Origin of the sequence: Halomonas sp. XH26 (assembly GCF_024138895.1) — a bacterium.
GTDB lineage: Bacteria > Pseudomonadota > Gammaproteobacteria > Pseudomonadales > Halomonadaceae > Vreelandella > Vreelandella alkaliphila.
Window position 1 is genome coordinate 826,916 of the sequence record NZ_CP071889.1, and the last position, 24,073, is coordinate 850,988.

General features: G+C 52.2%; 21 protein-coding genes and 1 pseudogene. 17 read left to right on the forward strand and 5 right to left on the reverse strand.

Translation table 11 applies throughout. The features are described 5' to 3' along the window. Positions 1–147: 147 nt before the first annotated feature. Positions 148–447 (reverse strand): YciI family protein, encoded by a 300-nt coding sequence (locus tag J4377_RS03825; RefSeq protein ID WP_038481742.1) that lies wholly within the window; start codon positions 445–447, stop codon positions 148–150. Positions 448–611: 164 nt separating this feature from the next. On the opposite strand from J4377_RS03825, the gene J4377_RS03830 reads away from it, so the two are divergent. The 4 genes from J4377_RS03830 (at position 612) to J4377_RS03845 (ending at position 5,086) form a co-directional block, all read left to right on the forward strand. Continuing rightward, positions 612–1,559, forward strand: a complete 948-nt coding sequence (locus tag J4377_RS03830) for a PHP domain-containing protein (protein WP_253486865.1) — start codon at positions 612–614, stop codon at positions 1,557–1,559. Positions 1,560–1,622: 63 nt separating this feature from the next. Beyond that, positions 1,623–2,246, forward strand: coding sequence for an L-threonylcarbamoyladenylate synthase (locus J4377_RS03835; protein ID WP_038481748.1), 624 nt, complete (start codon positions 1,623–1,625; stop codon positions 2,244–2,246). A 272-nt stretch (positions 2,247–2,518) separates the two neighbouring features. Further along, positions 2,519–3,295, forward strand: a complete 777-nt coding sequence (locus J4377_RS03840) for a 5'-nucleotidase, lipoprotein e(P4) family (RefSeq protein ID WP_198348580.1) — start codon at positions 2,519–2,521, stop codon at positions 3,293–3,295. 366 nt (positions 3,296–3,661) lie between these two features. Continuing rightward, complete coding sequence (locus J4377_RS03845; protein ID WP_253486867.1) at positions 3,662–5,086, forward strand: esterase-like activity of phytase family protein; 1,425 nt, start codon at positions 3,662–3,664, stop codon at positions 5,084–5,086. Positions 5,087–5,161: 75 nt separating this feature from the next. Here J4377_RS03845 and J4377_RS03850 read toward each other — a convergent pair whose 3' ends face one another. Both J4377_RS03850 and J4377_RS03855 read right to left on the reverse strand, forming a co-directional pair. Further along, complete coding sequence (locus tag J4377_RS03850; RefSeq protein ID WP_231657294.1) at positions 5,162–6,079, reverse strand: ion transporter; 918 nt, start codon at positions 6,077–6,079, stop codon at positions 5,162–5,164. Between the two features lie 29 nt (positions 6,080–6,108). After that, positions 6,109–7,017: a CYTH domain-containing protein gene (locus J4377_RS03855; RefSeq protein ID WP_253486869.1), complete on the reverse strand. Its 909-nt coding sequence runs from the start codon at positions 7,015–7,017 to the stop codon at positions 6,109–6,111. Positions 7,018–7,152: 135 nt separating this feature from the next. On the opposite strand from J4377_RS03855, the gene J4377_RS03860 reads away from it, so the two are divergent. The 9 genes from J4377_RS03860 (at position 7,153) to J4377_RS03900 (ending at position 15,296) form a co-directional block, all read left to right on the forward strand. Continuing rightward, positions 7,153–7,833: a TIGR00153 family protein gene (locus J4377_RS03860; protein WP_038481762.1), complete on the forward strand. Its 681-nt coding sequence runs from the start codon at positions 7,153–7,155 to the stop codon at positions 7,831–7,833. 9 nt (positions 7,834–7,842) lie between these two features. Next, on the forward strand, positions 7,843–9,108 hold the full coding sequence (locus tag J4377_RS03865; protein WP_038481765.1) for an inorganic phosphate transporter: 1,266 nt from the start codon (positions 7,843–7,845) through the stop codon (positions 9,106–9,108). Between the two features lie 146 nt (positions 9,109–9,254). Further along, on the forward strand, positions 9,255–10,568 hold the full coding sequence (gene argA, locus J4377_RS03870; RefSeq protein WP_038481768.1) for an amino-acid N-acetyltransferase: 1,314 nt from the start codon (positions 9,255–9,257) through the stop codon (positions 10,566–10,568). A gap of 254 nt (positions 10,569–10,822) precedes the next feature. Then, positions 10,823–11,560, forward strand: a complete 738-nt coding sequence (gene glnH / locus J4377_RS03875; protein ID WP_038481771.1) for a glutamine ABC transporter substrate-binding protein GlnH — start codon at positions 10,823–10,825, stop codon at positions 11,558–11,560. A 67-nt stretch (positions 11,561–11,627) separates the two neighbouring features. After that, complete coding sequence (glnP, locus tag J4377_RS03880; protein WP_095602626.1) at positions 11,628–12,284, forward strand: glutamine ABC transporter permease GlnP; 657 nt, start codon at positions 11,628–11,630, stop codon at positions 12,282–12,284. Beyond that, complete coding sequence (glnQ, locus tag J4377_RS03885) at positions 12,281–13,009, forward strand: glutamine ABC transporter ATP-binding protein GlnQ (RefSeq protein WP_253486878.1); 729 nt, start codon at positions 12,281–12,283, stop codon at positions 13,007–13,009. Before glnP ends, glnQ begins: the two co-directional genes overlap by 4 nt. Then, the gene (locus J4377_RS03890) at positions 13,002–14,033 is read left to right on the forward strand and encodes a C45 family peptidase (protein ID WP_198348577.1); all 1,032 of its coding nucleotides are present in this window, start codon (positions 13,002–13,004) and stop codon (positions 14,031–14,033) included. Before glnQ ends, J4377_RS03890 begins: the two co-directional genes overlap by 8 nt. Beyond that, a complete protein-coding gene (locus J4377_RS03895; protein ID WP_253486880.1) occupies positions 14,005–14,958 on the forward strand; it encodes a MurR/RpiR family transcriptional regulator in 954 nt (317 codons plus the stop codon). Before J4377_RS03890 ends, J4377_RS03895 begins: the two co-directional genes overlap by 29 nt. 179 nt (positions 14,959–15,137) lie before the next feature. Next, positions 15,138–15,296 (forward strand): hypothetical protein, encoded by a 159-nt coding sequence (locus tag J4377_RS03900; protein WP_167457092.1) that lies wholly within the window; start codon positions 15,138–15,140, stop codon positions 15,294–15,296. A gap of 32 nt (positions 15,297–15,328) precedes the next feature. On the opposite strand, the gene xseA is transcribed toward J4377_RS03900, so the two are convergent. Next, positions 15,329–16,669 carry an exodeoxyribonuclease VII large subunit gene (xseA, locus tag J4377_RS03905; protein WP_253486889.1) on the reverse strand — a complete coding sequence of 447 codons (1,341 nt, stop codon included), beginning with the start codon at positions 16,667–16,669 and terminating at the stop codon, positions 15,329–15,331. A gap of 175 nt (positions 16,670–16,844) precedes the next feature. On the opposite strand from xseA, the gene guaB reads away from it, so the two are divergent. Together guaB and guaA are read left to right on the forward strand one after the other, a co-directional pair. Then, positions 16,845–18,314, forward strand: a complete 1,470-nt coding sequence (gene guaB, locus J4377_RS03910) for an IMP dehydrogenase (protein WP_253486891.1) — start codon at positions 16,845–16,847, stop codon at positions 18,312–18,314. A 96-nt stretch (positions 18,315–18,410) separates the two neighbouring features. Next, entirely contained in the window at positions 18,411–19,988 is a 1,578-nt protein-coding gene (guaA, locus tag J4377_RS03915) for a glutamine-hydrolyzing GMP synthase (RefSeq protein ID WP_009722237.1), read from the forward strand. Positions 19,989–20,061: 73 nt separating this feature from the next. On the opposite strand, the pseudogene J4377_RS03920 reads toward guaA, so the two are convergent. Next, positions 20,062–20,205, reverse strand: a pseudogene (locus tag J4377_RS03920) (IS3 family transposase); the annotation flags it as partial. A 325-nt stretch (positions 20,206–20,530) separates the two neighbouring features. Between J4377_RS03920 and J4377_RS03925 the strand changes: the two are divergent. Together J4377_RS03925 and J4377_RS03930 are read left to right on the forward strand one after the other, a co-directional pair. After that, on the forward strand, positions 20,531–22,681 hold the full coding sequence (locus J4377_RS03925) for an ATP-binding protein (protein ID WP_253486893.1): 2,151 nt from the start codon (positions 20,531–20,533) through the stop codon (positions 22,679–22,681). After that, complete coding sequence (locus J4377_RS03930; protein WP_253486895.1) at positions 22,678–24,063, forward strand: hypothetical protein; 1,386 nt, start codon at positions 22,678–22,680, stop codon at positions 24,061–24,063. Before J4377_RS03925 ends, J4377_RS03930 begins: the two co-directional genes overlap by 4 nt. Positions 24,064–24,073 lie beyond the last annotated feature (10 nt).

The following is a 24,073-nucleotide window of genomic DNA, read 5'->3' on the forward strand; positions in this document are numbered from 1 at the left end:
TTTGTGTTAAAGATAGGTTAAAAATTGATCAACTTGTTGATAAGGGCATCAGCTCTAGCTTTGGGGAAAGCGTCCGCCGAGTTTTCACAGAGTTTTCCACAGGCTCTGTGAAAAAGAAGGCGGACTCTTCACACTCGCCTCTATCGGTCAAGGCATTACTTTTTTAAATGGCTTAACAATTACCTTGGCATAGACACCAGCAATGATGTACGGGTCGGCGTCAGCCCAGGCTTGCGCGTCCTCAAGGCTGTCAAATTCGGCAACGACTAAGCTGCCGCTAAAGCCTGCATCGCCTGGGTTATCGGTATCAATAGCGGGGTGGGGGCCAGCCAGAACCAAACGGCCTTCATCACGCAGCTTTTCCAGGCGACCAAGGTGATCCGGGCGTGCCGCTAGACGGCGCTCCAAGCTGTTGGATACATCTTCACTGATAATAGCGTAAAGCATGGGGATAACTCCTTGAATGCTAGGGCGGTTGTTCCGTACTGAATTGACCGCGCCCCTGTAAGCGCGCACCATGGTGAGCGCCTGTATACCGTTAAGGGAAAACAGGGTGCCTGTTTTATTCACACCACCCTATTCTGACAAACTCGCCACACGGCGTCATGCTTATGCCCCTACTTCCTGCGAACTATCTTCCTGTAAACCATCTGCCCAGCGTGTTTGATGCCGACCAGCGTTATACGGTGGATTTACACATGCACTCTACCGCGTCAGATGGCGCGCTGACCCCTACCGAGTTGGTAAAACTGTGCGCTGCACGTGGTCTTACCCACATGTCGCTGACAGACCACGACACCATGGAAGGTATTGAAGAAGCGGGCATCGCGGCTCAGCAAGCTGGGCTTTGCCTGGTGCCTGGCTGTGAGTTATCCACGCGCTGGCAGGGAATTAATATCCATGTAGTGGCGCTTATGCCCGGCGGCTTGCAAGGGCCTCTGGTCGAAGGGCTTGCACTGCAGCGCGAAGCACGGATCAAACGTGCTGAAGTGATCGCCGAGCGGTTGGAAAAAATGGGCTTACCTGATGCGCTCGAAAAGGCACGCGCCCAGGCAGGCAGCGACCGCCCCTTAGGCAGGCCTGACTTTGCCCGCGCGCTGGTCGCTGAAGGAGTGGTTGATGACTGGGCAGGCGCGTTTAAGCGCTATTTAGGCAGTGGTAAAAAAGGCGATGTAAAAGCTCATTGGCCGGAAATCAGTGATGCAGTAGCCTGGGTGGTGGCCTCAGGTGGTGTGGCAGTGCTGGCGCACCCGCTGCGCTATGGGCTTACCCGGCGCAAGCGAGGTTTGCTGATGGATACCTTTCAAGCCGCCGGTGGGCAGAGCGTTGAGCTGGTGAGTGGTCAGCAGAATCCAGACAGCACTCGCGACCTCGCTCGGCAATTAGTGGAACGTGATTTATATGCCTCCATGGGCAGCGATTTTCATTTTCCTGGCAGCCACGCTGCCCCCGGTAGTATGAGCTTAATACCGCGCACTGCTGCGCCGCCGATTTGGCAGCATCCGCGCTTAGTTCATTTGCGCGATGCGCCCAGTGGTATGTTAGGTCCTGGGTCTTAAACCGCATATCGGCTAACCTAGAAACTAAATGGACAACGATATGCCCAAGGGCAGGAGCAAGCGATGAGTCAATATTTTCAGATTCACCCCGAAAACCCGCAGAAACGCTTGATTGATCAAGCGATAGATATTATCCGCAAAGGTGGTGTGGTCGCGTATCCGACGGACTCGGGCTATGCACTGGGTTGTCACTTAGGTGAAAAGAAAGCCATTGAGAAGATCAAATGGCTGCGCTCGTTAGACGATAAACACAATTTCACGCTGATGTGTTCGGATCTTTCCGAGATTGGCACTTACGCGAAAGTGGATAACGCAGTGTTTCGGCTGCTGAAGGCTCATACCCCTGGCCCATACACCTTTATTTTGGATGCTACCACAGAGGTGCCGCGCCTGTTGCTGCATCCGAAGCGCCGCTCCATTGGCGTGCGTGTGCCTGATCACCACATTACCCACGCGCTGCTTGATGCGTTAGGTGAGCCGTTGATGAGCGTCACGTTAATTCCGGTAGGAGAGACCCTGCCAATGAGCGATCCTGAGGAGATTCGCGACCGCTTCGGGGCACACCTTGATGCCATTATCGACGGCGGTGCCTGCCATCTTGACCCCACGAGTGTGATTGACCTACGCGAGCTGCCGCCCAAAATTGTGCGGGAAGGCCGCGGCGATATTACGCCGTTTACGAGTTAACACCATTCTCTAGTTGGTATTGGTAACCCCCTTGGTGAAAAGTCTCGAGGGGGTTGCTGTCGTCCCGCCTGTCTCTCCATCACCCAAAATCCACAAAAATCATTAAACATGATATGCGTATCAACTTATTCATTTAGCGCGCTATCTTTCTTATTTGAATGATCAATAAAAATAAATTATGATGATTATGCTTACTATTGATAATTAATAATGATGGATGGTGTGGGATTCCCCTCTTAACCTAATAACCATCACTGACAGGAGATTGCTTAATGATGATATCTCGATACCGCAACGCTGCTACTGCAACCGCATTTGCAAGCTTGGCGCTACTTCCTTTATCAGGGAACGCAGTAGCCGACGACGCTAGCGCTTGTGATCAAGTTGAGTACGCCATGGGGCTTCGTTACCAACAGCAATCCGCAGAAATAACTGCTTTACAGCGCCAAGGCTTTGAACTGGCGACCTATCGCTTGGAAAAACAGATTGAGGCGCATGGTGAGGGTGCCGATTTGGCCATCATTACCGATGTGGATGAGACGCTCATCGATAACAGCGCTTTGCTAGTGCGCGATATGCAGGCCTGCCACGACTTCACTACTTGGGATACTTGGTTGCATTGGGAGCGCGAGGGCGAGCCACGTTTGATCCCAGGGGCAAAAGACTTTCTCGAATTTGCCGATGAGCAAGGTGTGTCGATCTACTATGTGTCGGATCGCTACCAAGAAAATAAAGCGGACACGCTGGCCACTATGGAAGCATTAGAGCTTCCCCAGGTATCTGACGAACGCGTCATGCTACTTGGCCCACCGAAGACCGAGCGCCGCGCTATCGTCGAAGACAGTCATACATTAGTGATGCAGTTGGGCGATACGCTGCATGACTTCTCGGGTGATTTTGTCGGCGCAAGCCTTGAAGAGCAGCGCGACCTGGTTAACGACCACGCTGAGCGTTTTGGTCAAGACTGGATTGTTTTCCCCAATGCCAGTTACGGAAGCTGGAGCGACGCGGAGCTTAACGCGTGGGAAGCTCCGTTTGAAAGCGAATAAAATGTAACCACTTCCATCGTGCCGTTACTATATAGGAGACGCCCTGGTTAATAGCCAGGGCGTTTTCCTTATTAGCCCCGCAAGTTGTCCCCGTGCCGCTAGTCACTAACATGTCATTCACCTGTCATTGGTTGTCACTAAATTATCTTGGTGGCCGTGAACATAGCGATATGCCATAACAAATCGAACCTTGTCGGAGTGAGCGCGTTTCATTAAGACAACCGTGACGGCTCCACCCCCATTGGATATTCCTGCCACTAGACTTTTCTTAACTTGCCTTGCCCTGGGTCACGGTGGAAATTGTGCCTGTGGAGGCGGCTGAGACGCCAACGGGCGTCAACCTGTATTCAATAAGGAAACCAACCAATGAACCGTCATAAGCTTTTTATGGCATCCTTACTGACGTCCTCTCTGCTGGTGGGCTGCGGTGATAACGCTAACGCTGATGATACCAATGCCTCCGTGTTCGACAACTTCCCCGCCGCTGGTGTGTTTCTTCCCCACAGCGTATTACGGGATGATCTACTAGATGGCAAATCTCAGCAGGCTTTTGAGATCCGTAATGGTGGCTTTGGGTCGGCAATGACGGCTCATCCCACGGATTCAACGCGCTTCTATGCATTGACTGACCGCGGCCCCAATGCCAATTTTGTTGGTGACTATGGCAAGGGAAAAATATTTCCGACACCGGACTATACGCCCCGTATCGGCTTGTTTGAGGTTCAAGCGAACGGTGTGATCGAACAGGTTACTACCATTCTGCTCAAGCGCCCCGATGGAACCGAGATCAGTGGCCTGCCTAACAGTTTGGCACTCGGCGGAACGGGTGAAACTCCTTACCATGCCAATGGTCAACCGATCTTGGTGGACGATAGCCAGCCCTATAATGAAGTTACTAATCCGATCCGCTTGGATGATTATGGTCTGGATGGCGAGGGGCTGGTGGCACTCTCGGACGGCACCTTCTGGGTTAGCGATGAGTATGGCCCGCACATGGTCCACTTCGATGCTGAAGGTCGTGAAATCGGCCGTATCAACCCCTTTGCCTACGACGACCGGGTCGAGATGAACCTGCCGGCAGAGTTTGCCAACCGGCGTGCCAACCGAGGTATGGAAGGGCTGGCTATCACGCCGGATGAGGAAACGCTGGTAGGTATTATGCAGTCCACTCTGTACAACCCGGGCAGCACGGTGAAAGACCTGGATATCACCCGCATCGTCACAGTGGACCTGGGCTCGGGCGAGACTGGACAGTATCTCTACCGCCAAGAGCAAAACCAGAATTCCAACTCAGAGCTTGTTGCCCTGAGCGCCACTGAGTTTTTGGTGCTTGAACGAGATGGCCGTTTTCTGAACGGTGGTCCTGATGGCACTGAGGCAGCGACACCCGATGCTCAGAAGCAGGTTTATCGCATTGACCTTGCCTCAGGCACCAATCTTGAAACGGTCTCAGCCAACGGCGACCTGAAACAGGATGCCGAACTGGGTCTAACCTTGGCAGGCAAAACCTTGGAAGAAGTGGTTCTAGAGCAGGGCTGGAGCGCTCTGGCCAGCGCTGGAATTGAGCCAGTGAGCAAGTCTCTGGTGGTGGATATGGTGGCGGAAGTCAACTATCCCCACGATAAAATGGAAGGTCTATGGGTGATTGATGACCAACGCTTGGGGGTACTAAACGACGATGACTTCGCCACCTGGTCCACTGAGGGTCAACTCGAGCAGAAAATGCTGGACGCCAACACTGTGGATGGCGGCCGCCTGTTTATTATCGAGGCCGACCTGAGCACCGATTGATCAACGTAGCGGCCTAGCTAACCACGCAACTCCCTTCTAAATGAATGCTGCGCGCCCTAGGTTTGGCTATTTTGTTTAGCTGTCCTGGGGCGTGTTTGTGTCTTCGTCTCCCTCGTGGCTATCTTTTTTGTTTGCTTCTTTCTTACGCGGGTCTTCGCTGTCTTCATCCAGCCAGGTGCCACAGCGCAGGCAGTAACGAGCGCGCTTTTCGTGGCGGTCATGGCCACAGCCGGGGCAGGCTTCTTCTGAATAACGGTCTTCGCGAATAGAGCGGATAACCTGGGCGGAAAATACCCCGGTAGGCACAGCGATAATCGAATACCCCAACAGCATCAGGATCATCGTGATCGCTTTGCCTAACGACGTGGCTGGGACAATATCGCCGTAGCCCACCGTGGTCATACTCACGATCGCCCAATACATCGACATAGGAATACTGGTAAAGCCGGCTTCTGGCGACTCGATGGTGTACATCAGCGCAGCAAACAGTATGACGACCATCATGATGCTGCTAAAAAACAGCAGGATTTGACGAAGGCTGCGTTTAAGCGCATCGAGCAGTAAACGCCCCTCGCCGATAAACTCCATCAACCTCAGAATTCGGAAGATGCGTAGCACCCGCAGTATCCTTACGATGACGAGTCCGTGCGCACCAGGCATCAACAGTACTAACCAAGCTGGGATAATCGCGATCACATCGACAATGCCGTAGAAGCTTTTGAGGTAAATCGTTGGGCGCTCTAAACAGTAAATCCGCACCGCCAGTTCAATGCTGAAAAGTAGCGTAAATAGCCATTCTGCATAGTAGAAAATGTGCCCGTAGCGTTCGGAATAACTATCTACGCTGTCCAGCAAAATGACCGCCACGCTGATTAGAATGGCGATAATCAGCGCAATATCAAACCCTTTGGCTCCCGGCGTATCAGACTCGAAGATAATATGGAAAAGCCGTGTGCGCAGTCCTTCCGCACCGGGAGTTAATTGAAAACTCATCGCGACATCCTGAAGTGGGCTGAATGTTTCTAGCGTAGCGTGGTTTGATAGGCGAAGCGATGCGCCAGGGTTAACGCAGCAGCGCCATAAGCGGACGTTGGATGGCCATTTTTATTCAGTGCTGTGGTCAGTGTTTGAGCATCGCGGCGGGAGCTTTCATCTAACTGGGGGTGGGTCGCCAGTGTGGCTAACGCTTGCTGTGCGATAGTTAAGTGTTCCGCAAGACCACTGTCGTGGTAGGCGTCCAGCGCCACTGTGGCTCTGTGTAGCCACTCAGCCGGTGCGTCAGCTTCAGGTAGTGCCCACTGCTGCACGCCTAATGCATTGCCGCGAGCGGCTTTGCTGGTATCAGAAGGGCGCAGCGGTACGCTTTCCGCGAGCGTTAATGCTAGCGCCCAAAGCGCCTCTGGTTCACCCGCTTTGAGTTCCAGCTCGACCTCGCAAATTGCCGCTTGAGCACCACCGCTGACAATCTCTCCTTCGTCCAACACTAGCTCTATACGGCTGCCCTGCCAGTTGATTTGCCAGCTGCGCCGGGTAAAGTCGGTGCGCAGCGCAGGGCGTAGCGCGGAAATGACGGTGCCTAGTGAACCTTTGAATGGCGGTAGGGTAGCTAAGCCATGCTGGTCAAGCTGTGGGCTAGGAACTTGCCACTCCCACTCTTGTCGGGTAGAGAGGCCGCCACCACCATGGCCGGCAGTTTTCACCGTTTGTAGCACGCGATCATCAACTTGGCGTAAGCGCACGGCAATCCGTGCATTCGCCATATCGCCCGCAGGGGTATCGAAATAGGTGTTCGACAAATGTTGCCGTTGGGGTGTTTCGGCTAGTGCCGCGTGGCACAGCAGCGTGTTTAGTTGAGCTGGCGCAAGGGCGAGTTTAAGCTCTATTTCGGTAGGCGCTGAAACAGAATCAGCAGTAGATGTTGAATTTTTCATGACATTAGCCACCTTTGTATTGTGACATTTCAATTAATTTTACATGACATTGTGAACTTTTCATGACGGCGGCGAGCGCACTCTTTATACTGGCGCCGCCATTTCCAGGCTCCCCGAAAACAGGCTAAAGGCTATATGGTTACCTCCAACCCTTTTTCCGCGATGTTTGGCCGCTCGCCATTCCAGCCGCTGCTGGCCCACATCGTCAAGGCCAATGAATGTGCCGACCAACTGTTGCCGTTCTTCGAGGCATCGCTTGCCGGTGATTGGGATACCGCAGCTGTACTGCGTGAAAACGTTACCCGCTTAGAGCATGACGCCGACACGTTGAAAACAGAGCTTCGGCTTAACCTGCCCAATACGATGTTTCTTCCCGTCTCGCGGTCCGACTTGCTCGACCTTATCAGCGTGCAGGATAAGATCGCCAACAAGGTGCGCGACATTACCGGCATTATGCTGGGGCGTAAAATGCGCGTACCCGATGAGCTGGCCGATCCCATGCGCGATTATATGCGTACCAGCGTGGCGTGTGTGGCCCAGGCTCGCCAAGCGCTTGAAGAGCTGAAAGAGCTGCTTGAGTCCGGTTTTGGACGCAATGTTTCCGATGTTATGCAGAATATGATCCGTGAGCTGCACACACTTGAGCACCAAGCTGACAGCCAGCAGATCGCGATACGTCGCCAGCTGTTTGAGCTTGAAAGCCAACTTCCTCCTGTTGATGTGATTTTCCTTTACAAAATCATTGAGTGGGTCGGTGAAGTTTCTGATCGCGCTGAACGCGTGGGCAGCCGCCTACAGATTTTGACCGCACGCTAAGGGATACCTATGCAGATTATTGCCCAGCACGGTGAAATTTTTATCATTCTGGCCTGTTTGTTTGGCTTTTTTATGGCTTGGGGCGTTGGTGCGAATGATGTTGCCAATGCGATGGGAACCTCGGTGGGGTCAAAAGCGATCACCATCAAACAAGCCATTATAATTGCGGTTGTCTTTGAGTTTTTAGGTGCTTGGCTGGCGGGTGGTGAAGTGACCAACACCATTCGTAAAGGCATTATCGACCCAGAGTTGCTCCAGGAAGACCCGCAGTTACTGGTGTACGGTATGCTGGCAGCGTTGCTGGCAGCGGGTACTTGGCTACTGGCAGCATCGATGAAAGGTTGGCCGGTTTCCACGACGCATTCCATTGTAGGTGCCATTGTGGGCTTTGCCGTAGCGGGATTGGGTGCTTCTACGGTGGATTGGGGCGCTGTTGGCACCATTGCGGCAAGCTGGGTCGTTTCTCCTCTGTTGGCAGGTACTATCGGTTTTGTGCTGTTTAAATCAGTGCATCACCTGATTTTTGAAAATGATAATCCATTTGCTGCTGCCAAACGCTATGTACCGGGCTACGTATTTTTGGTTGGTTTTATTGTGGCGATGGTCACGCTAACCAAAGGCCTATCTCACGTTGGGCTGGACCTGACCTTTAGTCAAAGCCTGCTGCTATCGATTTTGTTAGGGCTTGTGATCATGGGTATTGGCCTGTTGATGCAGCGTCGTATCAAGTTCGAGAAAAATGCCAACGACCACTTTGGATACGCCAACGTTGAGCGCGTCTTCGGCGTATTAATGATCTTTACTGCATGTGCCATGGCGTTTGCTCACGGCTCTAACGACGTTGCGAACGCGGTTGGTCCGCTTGCGGCGGTCATTAGCGTGGTACAAACTGGCGGCCAAATTGAAGGCTCTGCGCTAGTGCCCTGGTGGGTATTGGTGCTGGGCGGTGGTGGCATCGTGGTGGGCTTAGTAACTTACGGCCACAAAGTCATTGCCACTGTGGGAACCGGTATTACTGAACTCACTCCCAGTCGTGGTTTTGCCGCCACGCTGGCAGCAGCGACCACGGTGGTATTAGCTTCCGGTACGGGTCTGCCGATTTCAACCACCCATACACTGGTAGGGGCGGTATTAGGTGTAGGGCTTGCTCGGGGTATGGCGGCACTTAACCTGCGTGTCATTGGCACCATCGCCATGTCATGGCTGATTACGCTACCTGCCGGGGCTGGTTTGGCTATTCTGTTCTTCTTTATGTTCAAAGGCATGTTTGGTTAACAGCAAGGGGTAACCCCGCCCAATACGTTACTGCTTGGCCAAACGCATAGCGGCATCTTCTTTTTCACAAGAAGGTGCCGCTGTTTTTTATGCTCTGTTAAAGTAAACGCTGATACTTTCATTCACCTGCTGCCGGAGAGCGGCCCTTGGACACACGCTTCCCTTTTGTTGATTGGTTTCGTAATGCTTCCCCTTACATTAACGCGCACCGGGGACGAACCTTTGTCATCTTAATTGAGGGCGAAGCCATGGCGTCTGGCCGAGGAGAGCAGCTGATTCAAGATTTAGCGCTGCTACACACTCTGGGGGTGCGGCTAGTTGTGGTGTTTGGTATTCGCCCACAAGTGCATGACGCATTGACGGCTGCCGGTGTCGAGCCAACACGGGTGGATGGCCGTTGGGTAGCTGACCGAGCGGTGATGACCCACGTGGAACAGGTGGCCGCGCACCAGCGCTTATGGCTAGAAGCTCGTCTTTCCTTGGGGCTGCCTAGCACGCCACTACACGGTGTAGAGCTTAGCGTGATTTCCGGCAACTTGGTGACCGCTAAGCCATTAGGAGTGCGCGAAGGCGTCGATTTTGATCACAGTGGTGAAGTACGCCGAGTGCGCTCGAGCGCCATTGAAGGGCTGTTGGAAAAAGGCTCGCTAGTGCTGCTGCCGCCGCTGGGTTTCTCCAGCACAGGTGAAGTGTTTGATTTAGATGCCTCGGAAGTCGCACAACATGCTGCCGTCGCGCTGAAAGCGGATAAGCTGATTCTATTAGGCGAATCGGAAGGGCTTGAAGACGAGCAGGGCGCGCTATTGCGCCAGCTTTCCCCGGCAGAGGCCGAGCCGCGCCTGCAACAGGCGTTACCGGGCAGTGAGTTGGCACGCCACTTGAACGCCGCCTGCACCGCCGCCAGGGAAGGGGTAGCGCGCACCCACCTGCTTTCCTGGCGTAACCATGATGCACTGCTAGGGGAGTTATTCACCCGTGACGGCGTTGGCACCATGATCACCCAGCACCGCTACGAGCAACTGCGCCCAGCCACGTTGAATGACGTCGCTGGCCTACTAGAGCTGCTGGAGCCGCTGGAGCGACGTGGCATGTTGGTGGCTCGTTCGCGGGAACGACTAGAGCACGAAATCGACGACTACATGGTCATCGAACGTGACGGCATGGTGATTGGCTGTGCAGCATTGCATGTTTTTCCAGACACCACGGTGGGGGAAATGGCCTGTGTCGCGGTGCACGGTAACTATCGCGGCGGTGAGCGCGGCGAGCGCTTAGTGGAAGCATTAGAACGCCGCGCCCGGCAGCGTGGGCTTTCCGAAATGTTTGTGTTAACTACCCACACGGCCCATTGGTTTGTCGAACACGGCTTCCGTCCCGCTAGCCTAGATGACCTGCCGCCGTTAAAACGCGAAGCCTACAACCACGCCCGAAAATCCAAGGTGTTGGTGAAAAATCTAGCCTAAAAACGCTTACTTAAAGAGAAATATCTAGATGAGCCGGGTGTCTTTGCGACACCCGGTTTCGCATGCGTGTAAAAAATAAATGCAAATATTTGGTCATTTTATTAATTTGTGCAATTATATTTGCAGATGCGCTTGTAGATAAACTCGGCAAAGCCAATCCAAGCCCATCTAAACCAAACCAATAACAACACCGTTATCTACACGCTACGTCACTCACACATAACCAATAACATCGACGTCACGAGGATTTCTCCATGAAAACACTAACCACGTTAATGGCTGCTACTGCATTTTCTCTCACTGCAGCGACTGCCGCCGCAGACAAGCTAGTGGTTGCCACTGATACTGCCTTTGTGCCCTTTGAGTTTGCTCAAGACGGTGAATATGTCGGTTTTGATATCGATATGTGGACAATGATTGCCGAAGAGCTTGAGCTGGATTTCGAACTAAGGCCAATGGATTTCAATGGCATTATTCCCGGCCTGCAGACTGGCCAGTTAGATGTTGCCCTGGCGGGGATTACTATCCGTGAAGACCGTGCTGAGGTGATTGATTTTTCGGATGGCTACTACGAAAGCGGCTTCCGCATCATGGTGCCAATTGATAGTGATATCGAAAGTGCAGAAGACTTAGCAGGTAAAATGCTGGCCGTTCGCACCGGCACCTCTGCTGCTGACTATGCACGGGAAAACTTCACCGACACCGAGCTACGCCAGTTCCCCAATATCGACAATGCCTACCTGGAGTTACGCACCGGCCGCGTTGATGCCGCGATGCATGATACGCCCAATGTTCTCTACTACATTGCCACCGCTGGTGACGGCCAGGTAAAAGCCGTGGGTGAACAGATGATGGCGCACGAGTATGGCATTGCGTTTCCCAAGGGGAGCGAGCTGGTCGAGCCAGTTAACCAGGCATTGGCTGCTATGCGGGAAGATGGCCGCTACGACGAAATTTACGCGAAGTGGTTCGGCGAAGCGCCCAGCGAATAATCTCCTGAAATTTTATTTACTAGCGGAGGGCTTCCTCCGCTGACGTTGCATTGTCAGGAGAGTCTAGATGAATATCGATTGGTCGATTGTTATAGGATTTTTGCCCGCGTTACTCAATGGCGCAAAAATCACGCTGTATATCACCGTAACGGGGTTGATCGGTGGTATTGCACTGGGGGCTGTTATTGGCCTGATGCGCGCCTACGGCGGCTATATCCTCAATACACTGGCGTTTATCTACGTCGAAATCATTCGAGGAACGCCGATTGTTGTACAGGTGATGTTTCTGTACTTCGCCTTGCCGGTGCTGGTGGATATCCGCATTGACCCGATGACGACAGCAATCCTTGCGATTGTCATTAATGCTGGGGCGTACGTTGCTGAGATTGTGCGTGGCGCAGTGCTATCAATTTCAAAAGGATTAACCGAGGCAGGACGCGCCATTGGTTTGCCACGCTGGAAAGTAGTGGTCTATATCGTTGGCCCACTCGCCTTTCGTCGCTTAATTCCACCGCTGGGTAACCAGTGCATTGTCAGCCTGAAAGATACCTCCTTATTTATTGTGATCGGTGTTGGCGAACTGACGCGCACCGGCCAGGAAATCATGGCGGCTAACTTCCGCGCAGTCGAAATATGGACGGCAGTTGCCGTGTTCTACCTGATTATGACCGGCACGTTGTCGCTGCTGCTGCGTATCATTGAGAAGCGGATGAGGATCTTATGAGCGCCATCATAGAGTTCAAGAATGTGTCCAAGCACTTTGGCCCGCTTAAGGTACTTGATAAGGTTGATTTGGATATTAATCGTGGCGAAGTGGTCGTGCTAATAGGACCATCCGGTTCTGGAAAATCCACCTTGCTGCGCTGTATTAACGGGCTGGAAATGATCACCTCGGGTGACCTTCTCGTTGACGGTATGAGCGTTAAGGGAGGCAACAAAACGCTGCGTGAAATTCGCCAGGAAGCGGGCATGGTCTTCCAGCAGTTCAACCTATTTCCACAAATGACAGCGCTGGAAAATGTGGCCTTTGGCCAACGCCATGTGCGCAAAATGGGGCGTAAGGCGGCTGATAATAGTGCCCAGGAGCTATTGGAAAAAGTCGGCCTGGGGGATAAATCGAAACACTATCCTCATGAGCTTTCTGGTGGGCAGCAGCAACGGGTCGCTATTGCTCGGGCGTTGGCGATCAAACCCAAAGTAATGCTGTTTGATGAGCCTACCTCAGCGCTTGACCCTGAGCTTAAGCAGGAAGTACTGAATGTTATGCAGAAACTGGCAGAAGAGCAGATGACCATGGTGGTGGTGACCCATGAGATGTCCTTCGCCAAGCAGGTTGGCACGCGCTTGATTTTTATGGAGCACGGTAAAATTGCGGTTGATGCCAACCCTGTTGATGTCATTGATAACCCGCCTAATGACCGGATGAAGGATTTTCTGCGCCATGTCTAAACAAACGAGCTCTATTGGCTGGCAGATTATCAATGGGCAGCCACGCGACATCGGCGTTGCCCTTGGGCGTGCAGGCCGCGATGCGGTGCATCGCTTTTTGCTGCCAAGCGCTATCTGGGCTGAAATTAACGACCCAATTCACCAGAACGCTGTTGCTACCATGGCCGCCAATACGCAGCGTGATTTCCCTCAAGTGTGGGAAGAGCTAGAGGGACTTGCGGAAGGACTTAACCTGCCCATTGAAGCGGTATTTGCCTGGAACTGCCGGGGTGACCTGTTGGCCCATGCACCGGACGGCTGCACGACCTTGGTTCTCCCCGGAGAAACACCGCTGGTGGCGCATAATGAGGATGGCCTGCCATTCTTCCGTGGCCACTGTTTTATGGCTGAAGTGACATCAGCAATGGGAGAGGGGTTTACCGCTTTCTGCTACCCCGGCTCGATACCGGGCCACACGCTGGCGTTTACCCGCCAGGGCTGGGTGCAGGCGGTCAATAATTTGCGTTTGCTTAATGTTACGCCCAGGGTGCCAAGAATGGTGTTAGGACGGGCGGCATTAAGCCAACCCAATGTGGCCGGCGTCGTGGCACTGTTGCAGCGTTACAATGAGTGCGGTGGCTTTCATTTTTCGCTGGCCGAATGCGGGCAGCGAGAGGTGATGAGTATTGAGTTTGGTGGTGGGGAAGCTGCCCAGCTAGTACTCAATGCCCCCAGCGTGCATGCTAATCATGCGCTGTATCACCCCAGTGGTCTGGCATCTCAATGGATTACTGACTCCTCACGAGACCGACAGCAGCGTGGAGATCAGCTGCTAGCGGAAGGAGAGACTGCGCCGTTGGCCATCTTGCATGATCAACAAGCCAGCGGTCTGCCCATTCTGCGACTGAGCGCTGACGACCCTGATCACGAGAATACTCTGGTCACGGCGGTCATGCGTCTTGAAGTGGATGGTGTAGCATGGCAACTTTATGATCGCCCTGGAGCGCCACCGGCTTATGACGGAAAACTCTTCTTCGCAAGTTGACTCTTCGCCCTCTAAACACTCGATAGCTGAGTGCCAGCCCCCGGAAACCGTTGATGGCCTACGTGAACTGGCGCTTAGCATTGCCCGGGGCGAGAGCGAGCTACGTCTTGGCCCCAAGTCGCGGGAAGTGCTGGCACGCCTGATCGACCTTCAGGGGGATCAGGTGCTGCTGTCTATTTCTTCGGCAGCTCGTCGGCTAGAGGTCAACCCATCGAGTATTTCTCGTTTGGCACGCTCTCTCGGTTATGCCCGTTTCAGCGATCTACAAAGAGTTCTGTTGAGCGCGAACTTTACCTCTTCTGCCTCTTTTTACCGCGACCATGCTGCCAGCGCGTTGGCAGCAGACAAGCACAGTTTGCATGTCCAGGCGGAGCAGTTATGCGCTGAAAATAAGCACAATATCGACCGCTTTCTGCAAGGGGTGAAGCATGATGATATTGAAACTTTCGCCCAAACAGTGATCAGTGCGCCCAGGGTTCGGTTGTACGGAGTACGTCAGTTTCATGCGCTATGCAGTTTCTCAGCCTACGGGTTAGGCATGCTGCGCCCTGATGTAGCGCTGCTTAGCGACGCCACCAATGGGGTTGCGGAAGGGCTGGCGTCGTTATCGGAAGGTGACGTGCTGATTGCCGCCAGTTGCCAGCCCTATACGCGCCAAGTGGTGGATGTGTGCCGGATGGCGCAGGCTCATGGCATTCAAACCTTGGCCGTAACCGACTACGCCAGCTCCGCATTGGTCGAGTATGCCCAGGTATCTATCCTGGTGCCCCATGAAAGCAGCTTTATTTCCAACAGCATGGTGGCTTATTTTGCCGCCATGGAGTGCCTGATTAATGCCTGTGCCACGCTGTCAGGAGATGAAGCAGGCAAGGCAATTTCGCGACGGGACCGCTTTATCACCGAGCTAGATATTGAAATGCGTTAAGAGCTAAAGCCTCCAAGTGATTGTTTTGTTTTTTATCTGCATCAAAGTGGTGAGATAGCGCTGGTGTTAGCAGTTTTACACCATGGTAAGTCATCGGCTAGCGACTATAGTGAGTGAGGCCTGTTCACGTTAGCAGCTGACGTGATTCCTACGGCGACCACCAAGGATTAGGAGGCACTATGCAGCAGCCCGATAAAGACGACGCAAAGAAAGAGCAGAAGAAAGATCAACGCGACGACGACCAAGACGACGCCAATCCGATGCCCGACACGCATCACGTCAACCCCGATAGCGACGGCGACTCGTCTTCCAAAAGCTCGCCTTCTAAGAAAGAGTAACCGCCCTTCAACAATACATTATTCCTGCGGCGCTACTGTTTGTAGCGCCGTTTTACTTCCACGTTTAGCCTGCCTTCACCCAGCCGTAGCGAGAGCTTCTGGCCTGGCGCGGTGTCCTCTGCCCGGCGAATGACATGGCCCTTTTCATCCTGGGCAATGGCATAGCCGCGCCCCAATACCGCCAGTGGGCTGATGGCATTTAGTTCACGGGCGGTGCTACTCAAGCGTGCCTGACGCACTTCCAGCGCCCGCTGCATAGCGCTGGCTAAACGGTGCTGCAACTGACTAACACGCTCTTGCTCTGCGCGGTGCAGGCGCACCATGTCTTGGCTGGCTAAGCGTTTGCTTAACTGGGTGACCCGCACTTGCTGCTGCTGAACGGTTTGCTGCATGGCGCGCTGCAGCCGTTGGCAAAGGGCGGTAACGTGCTGGCGTTGACGCTCAAGCTGCTCGCCTGGGTGGCGAAGGCGGGCGCGCAAAGTATCCAACCGTTGGCTATCCCGCTCTAAGCGTGCCTGCATGGCACGCTGTAAGCGGTTTTCTAGCTGTGTTAATTGCTGCTTAAGTGCATGTTGGTCAGGCACTAAACGCTCGGCCGCTGCTGATGGGGTAGGGGCGCGTATATCGGCGGCGAAATCCGCCAGGGTGACATCCACTTCATGACCCACCGCCGACATCACTGGCAAGCGGGAGTGAAAAATCGCCCGTGCCAGATGCTCGTTATTAAACGCCCAAAGGTCTTCTAAGCTACCGCCGCCGCGGGTGATCAGTACCACATCCTGGTCAGGGTCTAAGCGCGCCTGTCGGTTCAGTAACCCCAGCGCCGAAATCATCGCAGGGGCGGCCTCGGCGCCTTGTACAGGCACTGGGATCAGCGTGACATCTGCCAGTGGCCAGCGCGCCGCCAGTACCGCCAGCACATCGCGAATGGCTGCGCCGCTGGCGGAGCTTAAAATCAGAATTTTGCGGGGAGGAAAGGGCAGGGGGCGCGTATTGGCAAACACGCCTTCGCCTTCCAACTGCGCTTTGAGGCGCTCAAATGCCGCCAGCAGTTCCCCCAAGCCCGCCGCCTGTACGGCGTCGGCAATCAACTGATAATCGCCGCGCGGTTCGAACAGCGAGACCCTACCGCGCAGTTTTACCTGATCGCCATCACGCATCGGTGCCGATACAAAACGCGCCCGTTGGCGAAACAGCGCACAGCGAATCTGCGCGCGGTCATCCTTCAAGGTGAAGTAAATATGCCCAGACGCCGGGCGGGAAACATTGGAAAGCTCGCCTTCTACCCACACTTCGCCCACATCGCGCTCAAGGGTCTGTTTGGCGCGCTGATTCAATTGACTAACAGAAAGCGCTTGTGGTGTATCGGGCATAGAGCAACCTTACAAAGAGAATGAGCGAGTGGGTAGTTTTCGCAAGAATCCTAGCTTATTAGCCATTGGTCTGGATTGAAAACCTTCTTCACATTGCTGGAAAGGCCCTCAAAACGCTATAATAGGGGATTAACTTTCCACGCCCCACTTCCTCTTCTATCAGGGTGTTGCCGCTATGCTACGTATGGCCCAAGAAGCACTTACGTTCGATGACGTACTCCTCGTTCCCGGCTTCTCCGATATTCTGCCCAAGGATGTCAGCCTCAAAACCCGCCTGACCCGCAATATTTCACTCAATATCCCGCTGCTTTCCGCTGCAATGGATACCGTTACCGAAGCGCGTCTAGCAATTGCGATGGCTCAGGAAGGCGGCATCGGCATTATCCATAAGAGCATGACCATGAGTCAGCAAGCTGCTGAAGTGCGTAAGGTTAAAAAGCACGAAAGCGTGATTGTAAAAGATCCAGTCACCGTTAGCCCTAAGGCGAAGCTGGATGACCTGCTGGCGATGGCGCGTGAGAACGGTTTTTCAGGCTTCCCCGTCGTAGAAGGCGAAACCCTGGTCGGTATTGTGACTGAGCGTGATATGCGCTTTCAGCCCAACCACGGCGACAGCGTAGCGGACATCATGACCCCCCGCGAGCGGTTGGTTACCGTCAAGGAAGGCACCGACCTTGAAACCAGCAAAGCCAAAATGCGCGAACACCGCATCGAGAAAATGCTGATTGTGGATGACGAGTTTCATCTGCGCGGTTTGGTAACTTTCCAAGACATCGAAAAAGCCCGCACTTACCCGATGGCTGCCAAAGACAGCGACGGCCGCTTGTTGGTAGGTGCAGCCGTTGGCACTGGCCCCGAAACGCCGGATCGCGTTGCTGCGCTGGCCGAAGCCGGTGTCGATGTGATCATTGTTGATACTGCACATGGTCACTCCAAAGGCGTTATCGACCGCGTGCGCTGGATCAAAGAGAACTTCCCCAACATTCAAGTGATTGGCGGCAACATTGCCACCGGCGCTGCCGCCAAAGCGCTGGCTGAAGCGGGCGCAGACGCTGTTAAAGTGGGCATTGGCCCCGGTTCTATCTGCACCACACGTATTGTGGCAGGTGTTGGCGTTCCGCAAATCACCGCGGTGTCTAACGTGGCAGAAGCGCTGAAAGAGTTCGATATTCCGCTGATCGCCGACGGCGGCATTCGCTTCTCGGGTGACTTAGCCAAAGCCATCGCCGCTGGCGCAAGCGCCGTGATGGTCGGTGGCCTGCTGGCCGGTACCGAAGAAGCGCCGGGCGAAGTTGAGCTTTACCAAGGCCGTACCTATAAAGCCTACCGCGGCATGGGCTCCATGGGTGCCATGTCTCAGAACCAGGGCAGCGCCGACCGCTACTTCCAAGACAAGAGCGAAGGTGCCGAGAAGCTGGTGCCGGAAGGCATTGAAGGCCGCGTACCCTATAAAGGCATGATGGGCGCTATCGTTCACCAGCTGATGGGCGGCCTGCGCGCCTCCATGGGTTACACCGGCTGCCGCAGTATTGAAGAAATGCGTACCAAGCCGGAATTTGTACAAATTACCAGCGCTGGCTTTAACGAATCCCACGTTCACAACGTGCAGATCACCAAAGAAGCTCCCAACTACCGGGTGAGCTAACCAGCACGTTTAGTTAAATGGCGCGGCGGGCATTGCCCCGCCGCTTGCTTTTTGGCCTTAACAGCGGCACCCACACCGCTTAACCGAGACCCCGCCATGAGTGACATCCACGCCCATAAGATTCTGATTCTCGACTTCGGCTCCCAGTACACCCAGCTGATCGCCCGCCGTGTACGTGAGATCGGTGTATTCTCCGAAATCCGCGCCTTCGACATCACCGAAGAAGAAATTCGCGAATACAACCCGAACGGCATCATCCTGGCTGGCGGCCCGGAATCCGTCACCGAGTTGGATTCCCCGCGAGCACCGGCGTGCGTGTTCGAAATGGGCCTGCCGGTGTTTGGTATCTGCTACGGCATGCAGACCATGGCCGAGCAGCTTGGCGGCAAAGTAGAAGGCTCTAACCAGCGCGAATTTGGCTACGCCCAGATTCAAATCGACGGCGACACCCCGCTGTTCAAAGACATCAAAGACCACATCGATACCGACAGCGGCAAAGGCCTGTTAGACGTATGGATGAGCCACGGCGACAAAGTCTCCCAGGTGCCTGACACCTTCACCGTGACCGCTTCTACGCCGAGCTGCCCGATTGCCGCCATGGCCTGGGAAGAGAAGCAGTTCTACGGCGTACAGTTCCACCCGGAAGTGACCCACACCCTGCAAGGCCAGCGCATTCTTGAGCACTTCGTACTGGATATTTGCGGTGCCGAAAAACTCTGGACGCCTGCACAAATCATCGAAGACCAAGTACAGCGCGTACGCGAGCAAGTGGGCGACCGCCATGTACTGCTTGGTCTTTCCGGTGGTGTCGACTCCTCAGTTGTAGCAGCGCTGCTGCACAAAGCCATTGGCGATCAACTGACCTGCGTATTCGTCGATAACGGCCTGCTGCGCAAAAACGAAGGCGACCAAGTCATGGAAACCTTCGCCAAGCACATGGGCGTGAAGGTAATCCGTGTCGACGCCGAAGAGCTGTTCCTCGGCAAGCTGAAGGGAGAAAACGACCCGGAAGCCAAGCGCAAGATTATCGGCAACACCTTTATCGACGTGTTCGATGAAGAAGCCAGCAAAATTGAAGGCGTCGACTTCCTGGCCCAGGGCACTATTTACCCGGACGTGATCGAATCCGCCGCCTCTAAAACCGGCAAAGCCCACGTGATCAAATCCCACCACAACGTTGGTGGCCTGCCGGAAACCATGAAGCTCAAGCTGGTTGAGCCGCTGCGCGAACTGTTTAAAGACGAAGTGCGCAAACTCGGCCTCGAACTCGGCCTGCCTTACGATATGGTCTACCGCCACCCGTTCCCTGGCCCCGGCCTGGGCGTGCGCATCCTCGGTGAAGTGAAGAAAGAGTACGCCGACATTCTGCGTGATGCCGACGCCATCTACATCGAAGAACTGCGCGCCGCCGGTTGGTACGAAAAAACCAGCCAAGCCTTTGCCGTGTTCCTACCGGTGAAATCGGTAGGCGTCGTCGGCGACGGCCGCCGCTACGAATGGGTCATCGCGCTACGCGCGGTCGAAACCATCGACTTCATGACCGCCCGCTGGGCGCACCTGCCCTACGAGCTGCTGGAGAAAGTTTCCAACCGCATCATCAATGAGTTGGAAGGCGTTTCCCGGGTGACTTATGACGTGAGCAGTAAGCCGCCTGCTACTATTGAGTGGGAGTGAGGTTTACTCGCAAGCTCTATTTGTAAAAAAAACGTCTATATGAGCTGACCCCATACACGTGGACAGTAAAAAACTAAGTGATCAAGGCCTGATTTCGGTACTGCACCGGACTCAGGCCTTTTAGCTTGGTCTTGATGCGCTCCTGGTTGTAGTAATGGGTACAGTGTCGGATGCTCGCCTGTAGCTGTCCTATATTGTCGAACCAATTCAGGTAGTAATATTTATATGCCAAAAAGTTCATTGGCTGATACCGGAAAATGGCAAGGGCTTAGCGGAAAAGTGTTCGAGCCGTACAATTCCCTGGAGCAGGCAGCAAAATTTCTATATTTTAGTTCAGCAAGCTGTGCTGGGGGGAATAAAGATAAATTGTCTAAACCTGCTAGCGTTTAGCTTGGGCGATGGGGAGGGCATTGACGTATATCAGTTTCTGAATTTGGTTACAGCAAGAGAGCTAATCGTCCTAAGGAGGCTAGGAAAAATTAGGTATAACCCTTAGTATGCCCAATAATCGGCTGAACCAAGAAGAGTGGTGTTGATGAAATATGTCTAACTCAGTTTCCTTCAAAGCGAAAGCACATCTCCTAAAGTTGTTGGGCGATGAGCTTATTGGTGATGACCGGCTGGCTATATTTGAGCTGGTAAAAAACGCATATGATGCGGATGCAACACGAGTTGATGTAACGCTTGATGTGGAATCCAGTAGCCCGAAAATAATTGTAAGAGATTTTAATGGATGCGGGATGAGCCGGGCCACCATCATTGAAAAGTGGATGGAGATCGGAACAGATAGCAAGAGAAAAAATAATAGGAAGAGAAGCCCAAAATATTACCGCATGCCGTTGGGCGAAAAGGGGATCGGCCGGCTAGCCGTCCACAAGTTGGGCACTGAACTAACAATAAATACTCGGGCGGATGGCTACCCTGAGTGTAAAATACATATCGACTGGCCCTCTCTCATCAATGAGTCGAATTATATTGAAGAAACAAAAGTGGATATCCAAGAGTTAAAGAAACCGGAGGTATTCCAAGACGGTGAAACAGGAACCCGTATTGAAATTAATAGCCTTAACAACGAAACCTGGACAAGAGGGGATGTACGCCGGTTAAAACGACTGCTAACCAGTCTGGTGTCACCATTTAGTGAAGTGTCCGATTTCGCCGTAAATCTTTCTGTTCCAGGCAGAGAGAAAGATATCGAGGATGTTCTGGACGCCGAAGATATATTGAGCAGAGCGATTTGGCGTTATGATTTCTTTATAGATGAAAGTTCTAATTTTTCATATTCTTACGCATTCAATCCGCCTTCACTATTCAAAGAGCTTTCGTCCGACTTAGTAAGCATTGAGAATGAGAGGCTAGAGCTGATTCCTCCCGATAAATCGGAGAAAGCTTCGAGAGTTGGTGAAGTTAAGGAAAATCTTCTGCTCGCAAAACCCGATATGGAAGGGATAGGCCCAATATCCGGCACATTCTACTTCTACCTAAGGGACAGAAAAATCCTTAATGCCCAGGGCGCATATCAGGATGTAAAAAAGTACCTGGACGAACAGACCGGGGTGCGTGTTTATCGAGACGGGATTCGTGTTTTTAATTATGGTGAGGTTGGAGACGACTGGCTCGACCTGAATACGACACGTATAAATACCCCCGGCAAAAAGATAGCTAATAATATGGTTATAGCCAGTCTCGATATGGATTTGGAGAAGAGCTTTGGCCTGAAAGAAAAAACCAACAGGGAAGGCTTTGATGAGAATTCAGCATACAAAAGATTCCGTTGGATTATCCTGAGTGCTCTTGACAAATTTTACCAGCTTCATTTCGATCATAGGGAATCAGTAAGAAAATATATCGATGGTGAGACTAAAACAGCCAAACAAGACCCGGATGTAAGATTTACGGAAAATATTGAATCCATCCGGGGTAGTCTCAAAAAGCACGGCCTTGAGAAAGAAATTGGTGGAAAGATCAATCAGATTGAGTCTGACTACAAACAAATGAGGGATGTGACGCTTTCCTCGGGAATTGCTGGTATAAATTTAGCTGTTATTTTTCATGAAGTTGAAAGGGGAGTTGATGAGCTGAATGCTGCAATAAAAAGAAACGACTCCCATGAACTACTGCTTGGCAGGTCGGATCATTTGTCAAAACTTCTCGAAGGTTTCACCCCTCTTCTTCGCAGGAACGAACAGAAAACCTTTAGTATAAAGGCCTTGGCGAAGAGAGTTCTCGATTTGTCGGAGCATCGTTTTCAGCATCATAAAATTACCGCATCCTGCCCCCTGCTAATCGACGAGTCACCTGACTTCAAAGTCAAAGGCCCCTTTGGACTTTTGCAGGCGGCTCTGACTAACCTTGTAGATAACGCGATCCATTGGACTACGTTGAAGGCGGAGAAGGATGGGGGCGGATACACCCCCGCAATTCGACTACTTACACTAACAGACTGGTTCAAGGAGGGGCCTGCATTAGTTGTTGCAGACAATGGGCCAGGGTTTGAAATTTCACCCGATCAAGCAGTACTGCCCTTCAAGTCGACACGCTCAGCTGGTATGGGACTCGGTCTATATTATGCCGATAAAGTCATGGAAACCATTGGCGGAAGACTGATTGTTACAACTTGTGAAGAGCTGGATTTGCCGAAAGCATATTCTGGTGCTGCGATTGTTATGTTGTTTAAAGGGGAAGAGAGATGATTTCTGGTTTGCCCGGTGTAGTCGTTGTTGATGATAGGCAAGACGAGTTGGATAGTATTAAAGAAGCTTTTTTTAGTGCTGGAATACCATGTTTACCGATTCGGTATCATAATGGTGAACCTGATAATGAATCAGGCATAGATCACGTTAATATTTCAGAATGGATTTCTCCAAGGATAGTAGTAACAGATTTAAATCTAACTGAAGTGCAAGGTGCAAAAGCACCTATTTTGGTTGGTCCTTTAGCCAAGATGCTAAAAAAATTATCTATGAGAGGACCTTATCTCTTATGCATTTGGTCAAAGCTAGAGAGTGAAGTTGCTGACGTTGTGAGGCTTTTGGAAGAGCGGCACGGCGATGAAATTAATTTGCCTCTGCATGTATCTGTTATTCAAAAAAGTAAGTTTTTGACTGATCCTGAAAAACTCAAAGAGAAAATTTCGAATTTGATTTCAGAAAGCTCGTTATTTGATATTTTGCTAAATTGGGAGTCTCGAGTATCTGAAGCTGGAAGAAATGCTGTCGCAACTTTGTATACAATAGCTCAACACAATAGTGCTGGAAATTCAGCTGAGGAAAGAGCGAATGAATTAAGAAAAATCCTTGGGGCAATTGGAAATGAAGCTGTTGGTATAAAAAATGCTAACGATAATCCCGCAATAGCAATGGAAACGGGGCTTATTCCTGTCCTTGAAGATCAGATAAGGTCCATGCCCGATGTTGAACTCTTTGGAAAGTGGAAGGAGGCTGTTCCTGAAATAGGAAAAAGACAGGATATTGATGATGCAATAAAGTCAAAGCTGAACACTTTTTTTCATGTTGAAGAGGTGGAGGAGGGATACCCTAAAGATTGCAGAGGGGTTTTTGTTGGTATTAATATTGATTATCTTCAAGTGAAGGAGAATCTACTAAAATTCGAAAGTAGAATTGGACGAAAAATGAAAGTCTTACTTCATGAGGAGTTTTTGCCAAAAACAGATGATAATGCTGAAAAGAGGTTAAGGGAAGAAGCGAGAGACGAGACAATTCTTGGTTTTTTAGAGATTTCCCCAGCATGCGATTATGCGCAGAAGAAGATAAAGTTTCCGAGGTATATCTTAGGTGCATTAGTACCGGAAAAGTATGAAGTATTAACCTCGTTGCCCAATGCCCAAGGAGTGGGCAACAAGGCACATGAAGGAATCCATAGATTACCAAAAATTGAAGTAAAGGGTAAAATTTACATTGTGAAGTTTAGCTTTAAATATCAATTTGGTGCTCAGCCTCATGACAATCAGTGGTTCGGGGCTAGCTTATTTCGAGTGAGGGATCAGATCTTGTCAGCTATAACCTTTAGCTGTTCACAGTATGGCTCAAGGCCGGGGATAATAAGTTTTTTATAAGAAGAATAAT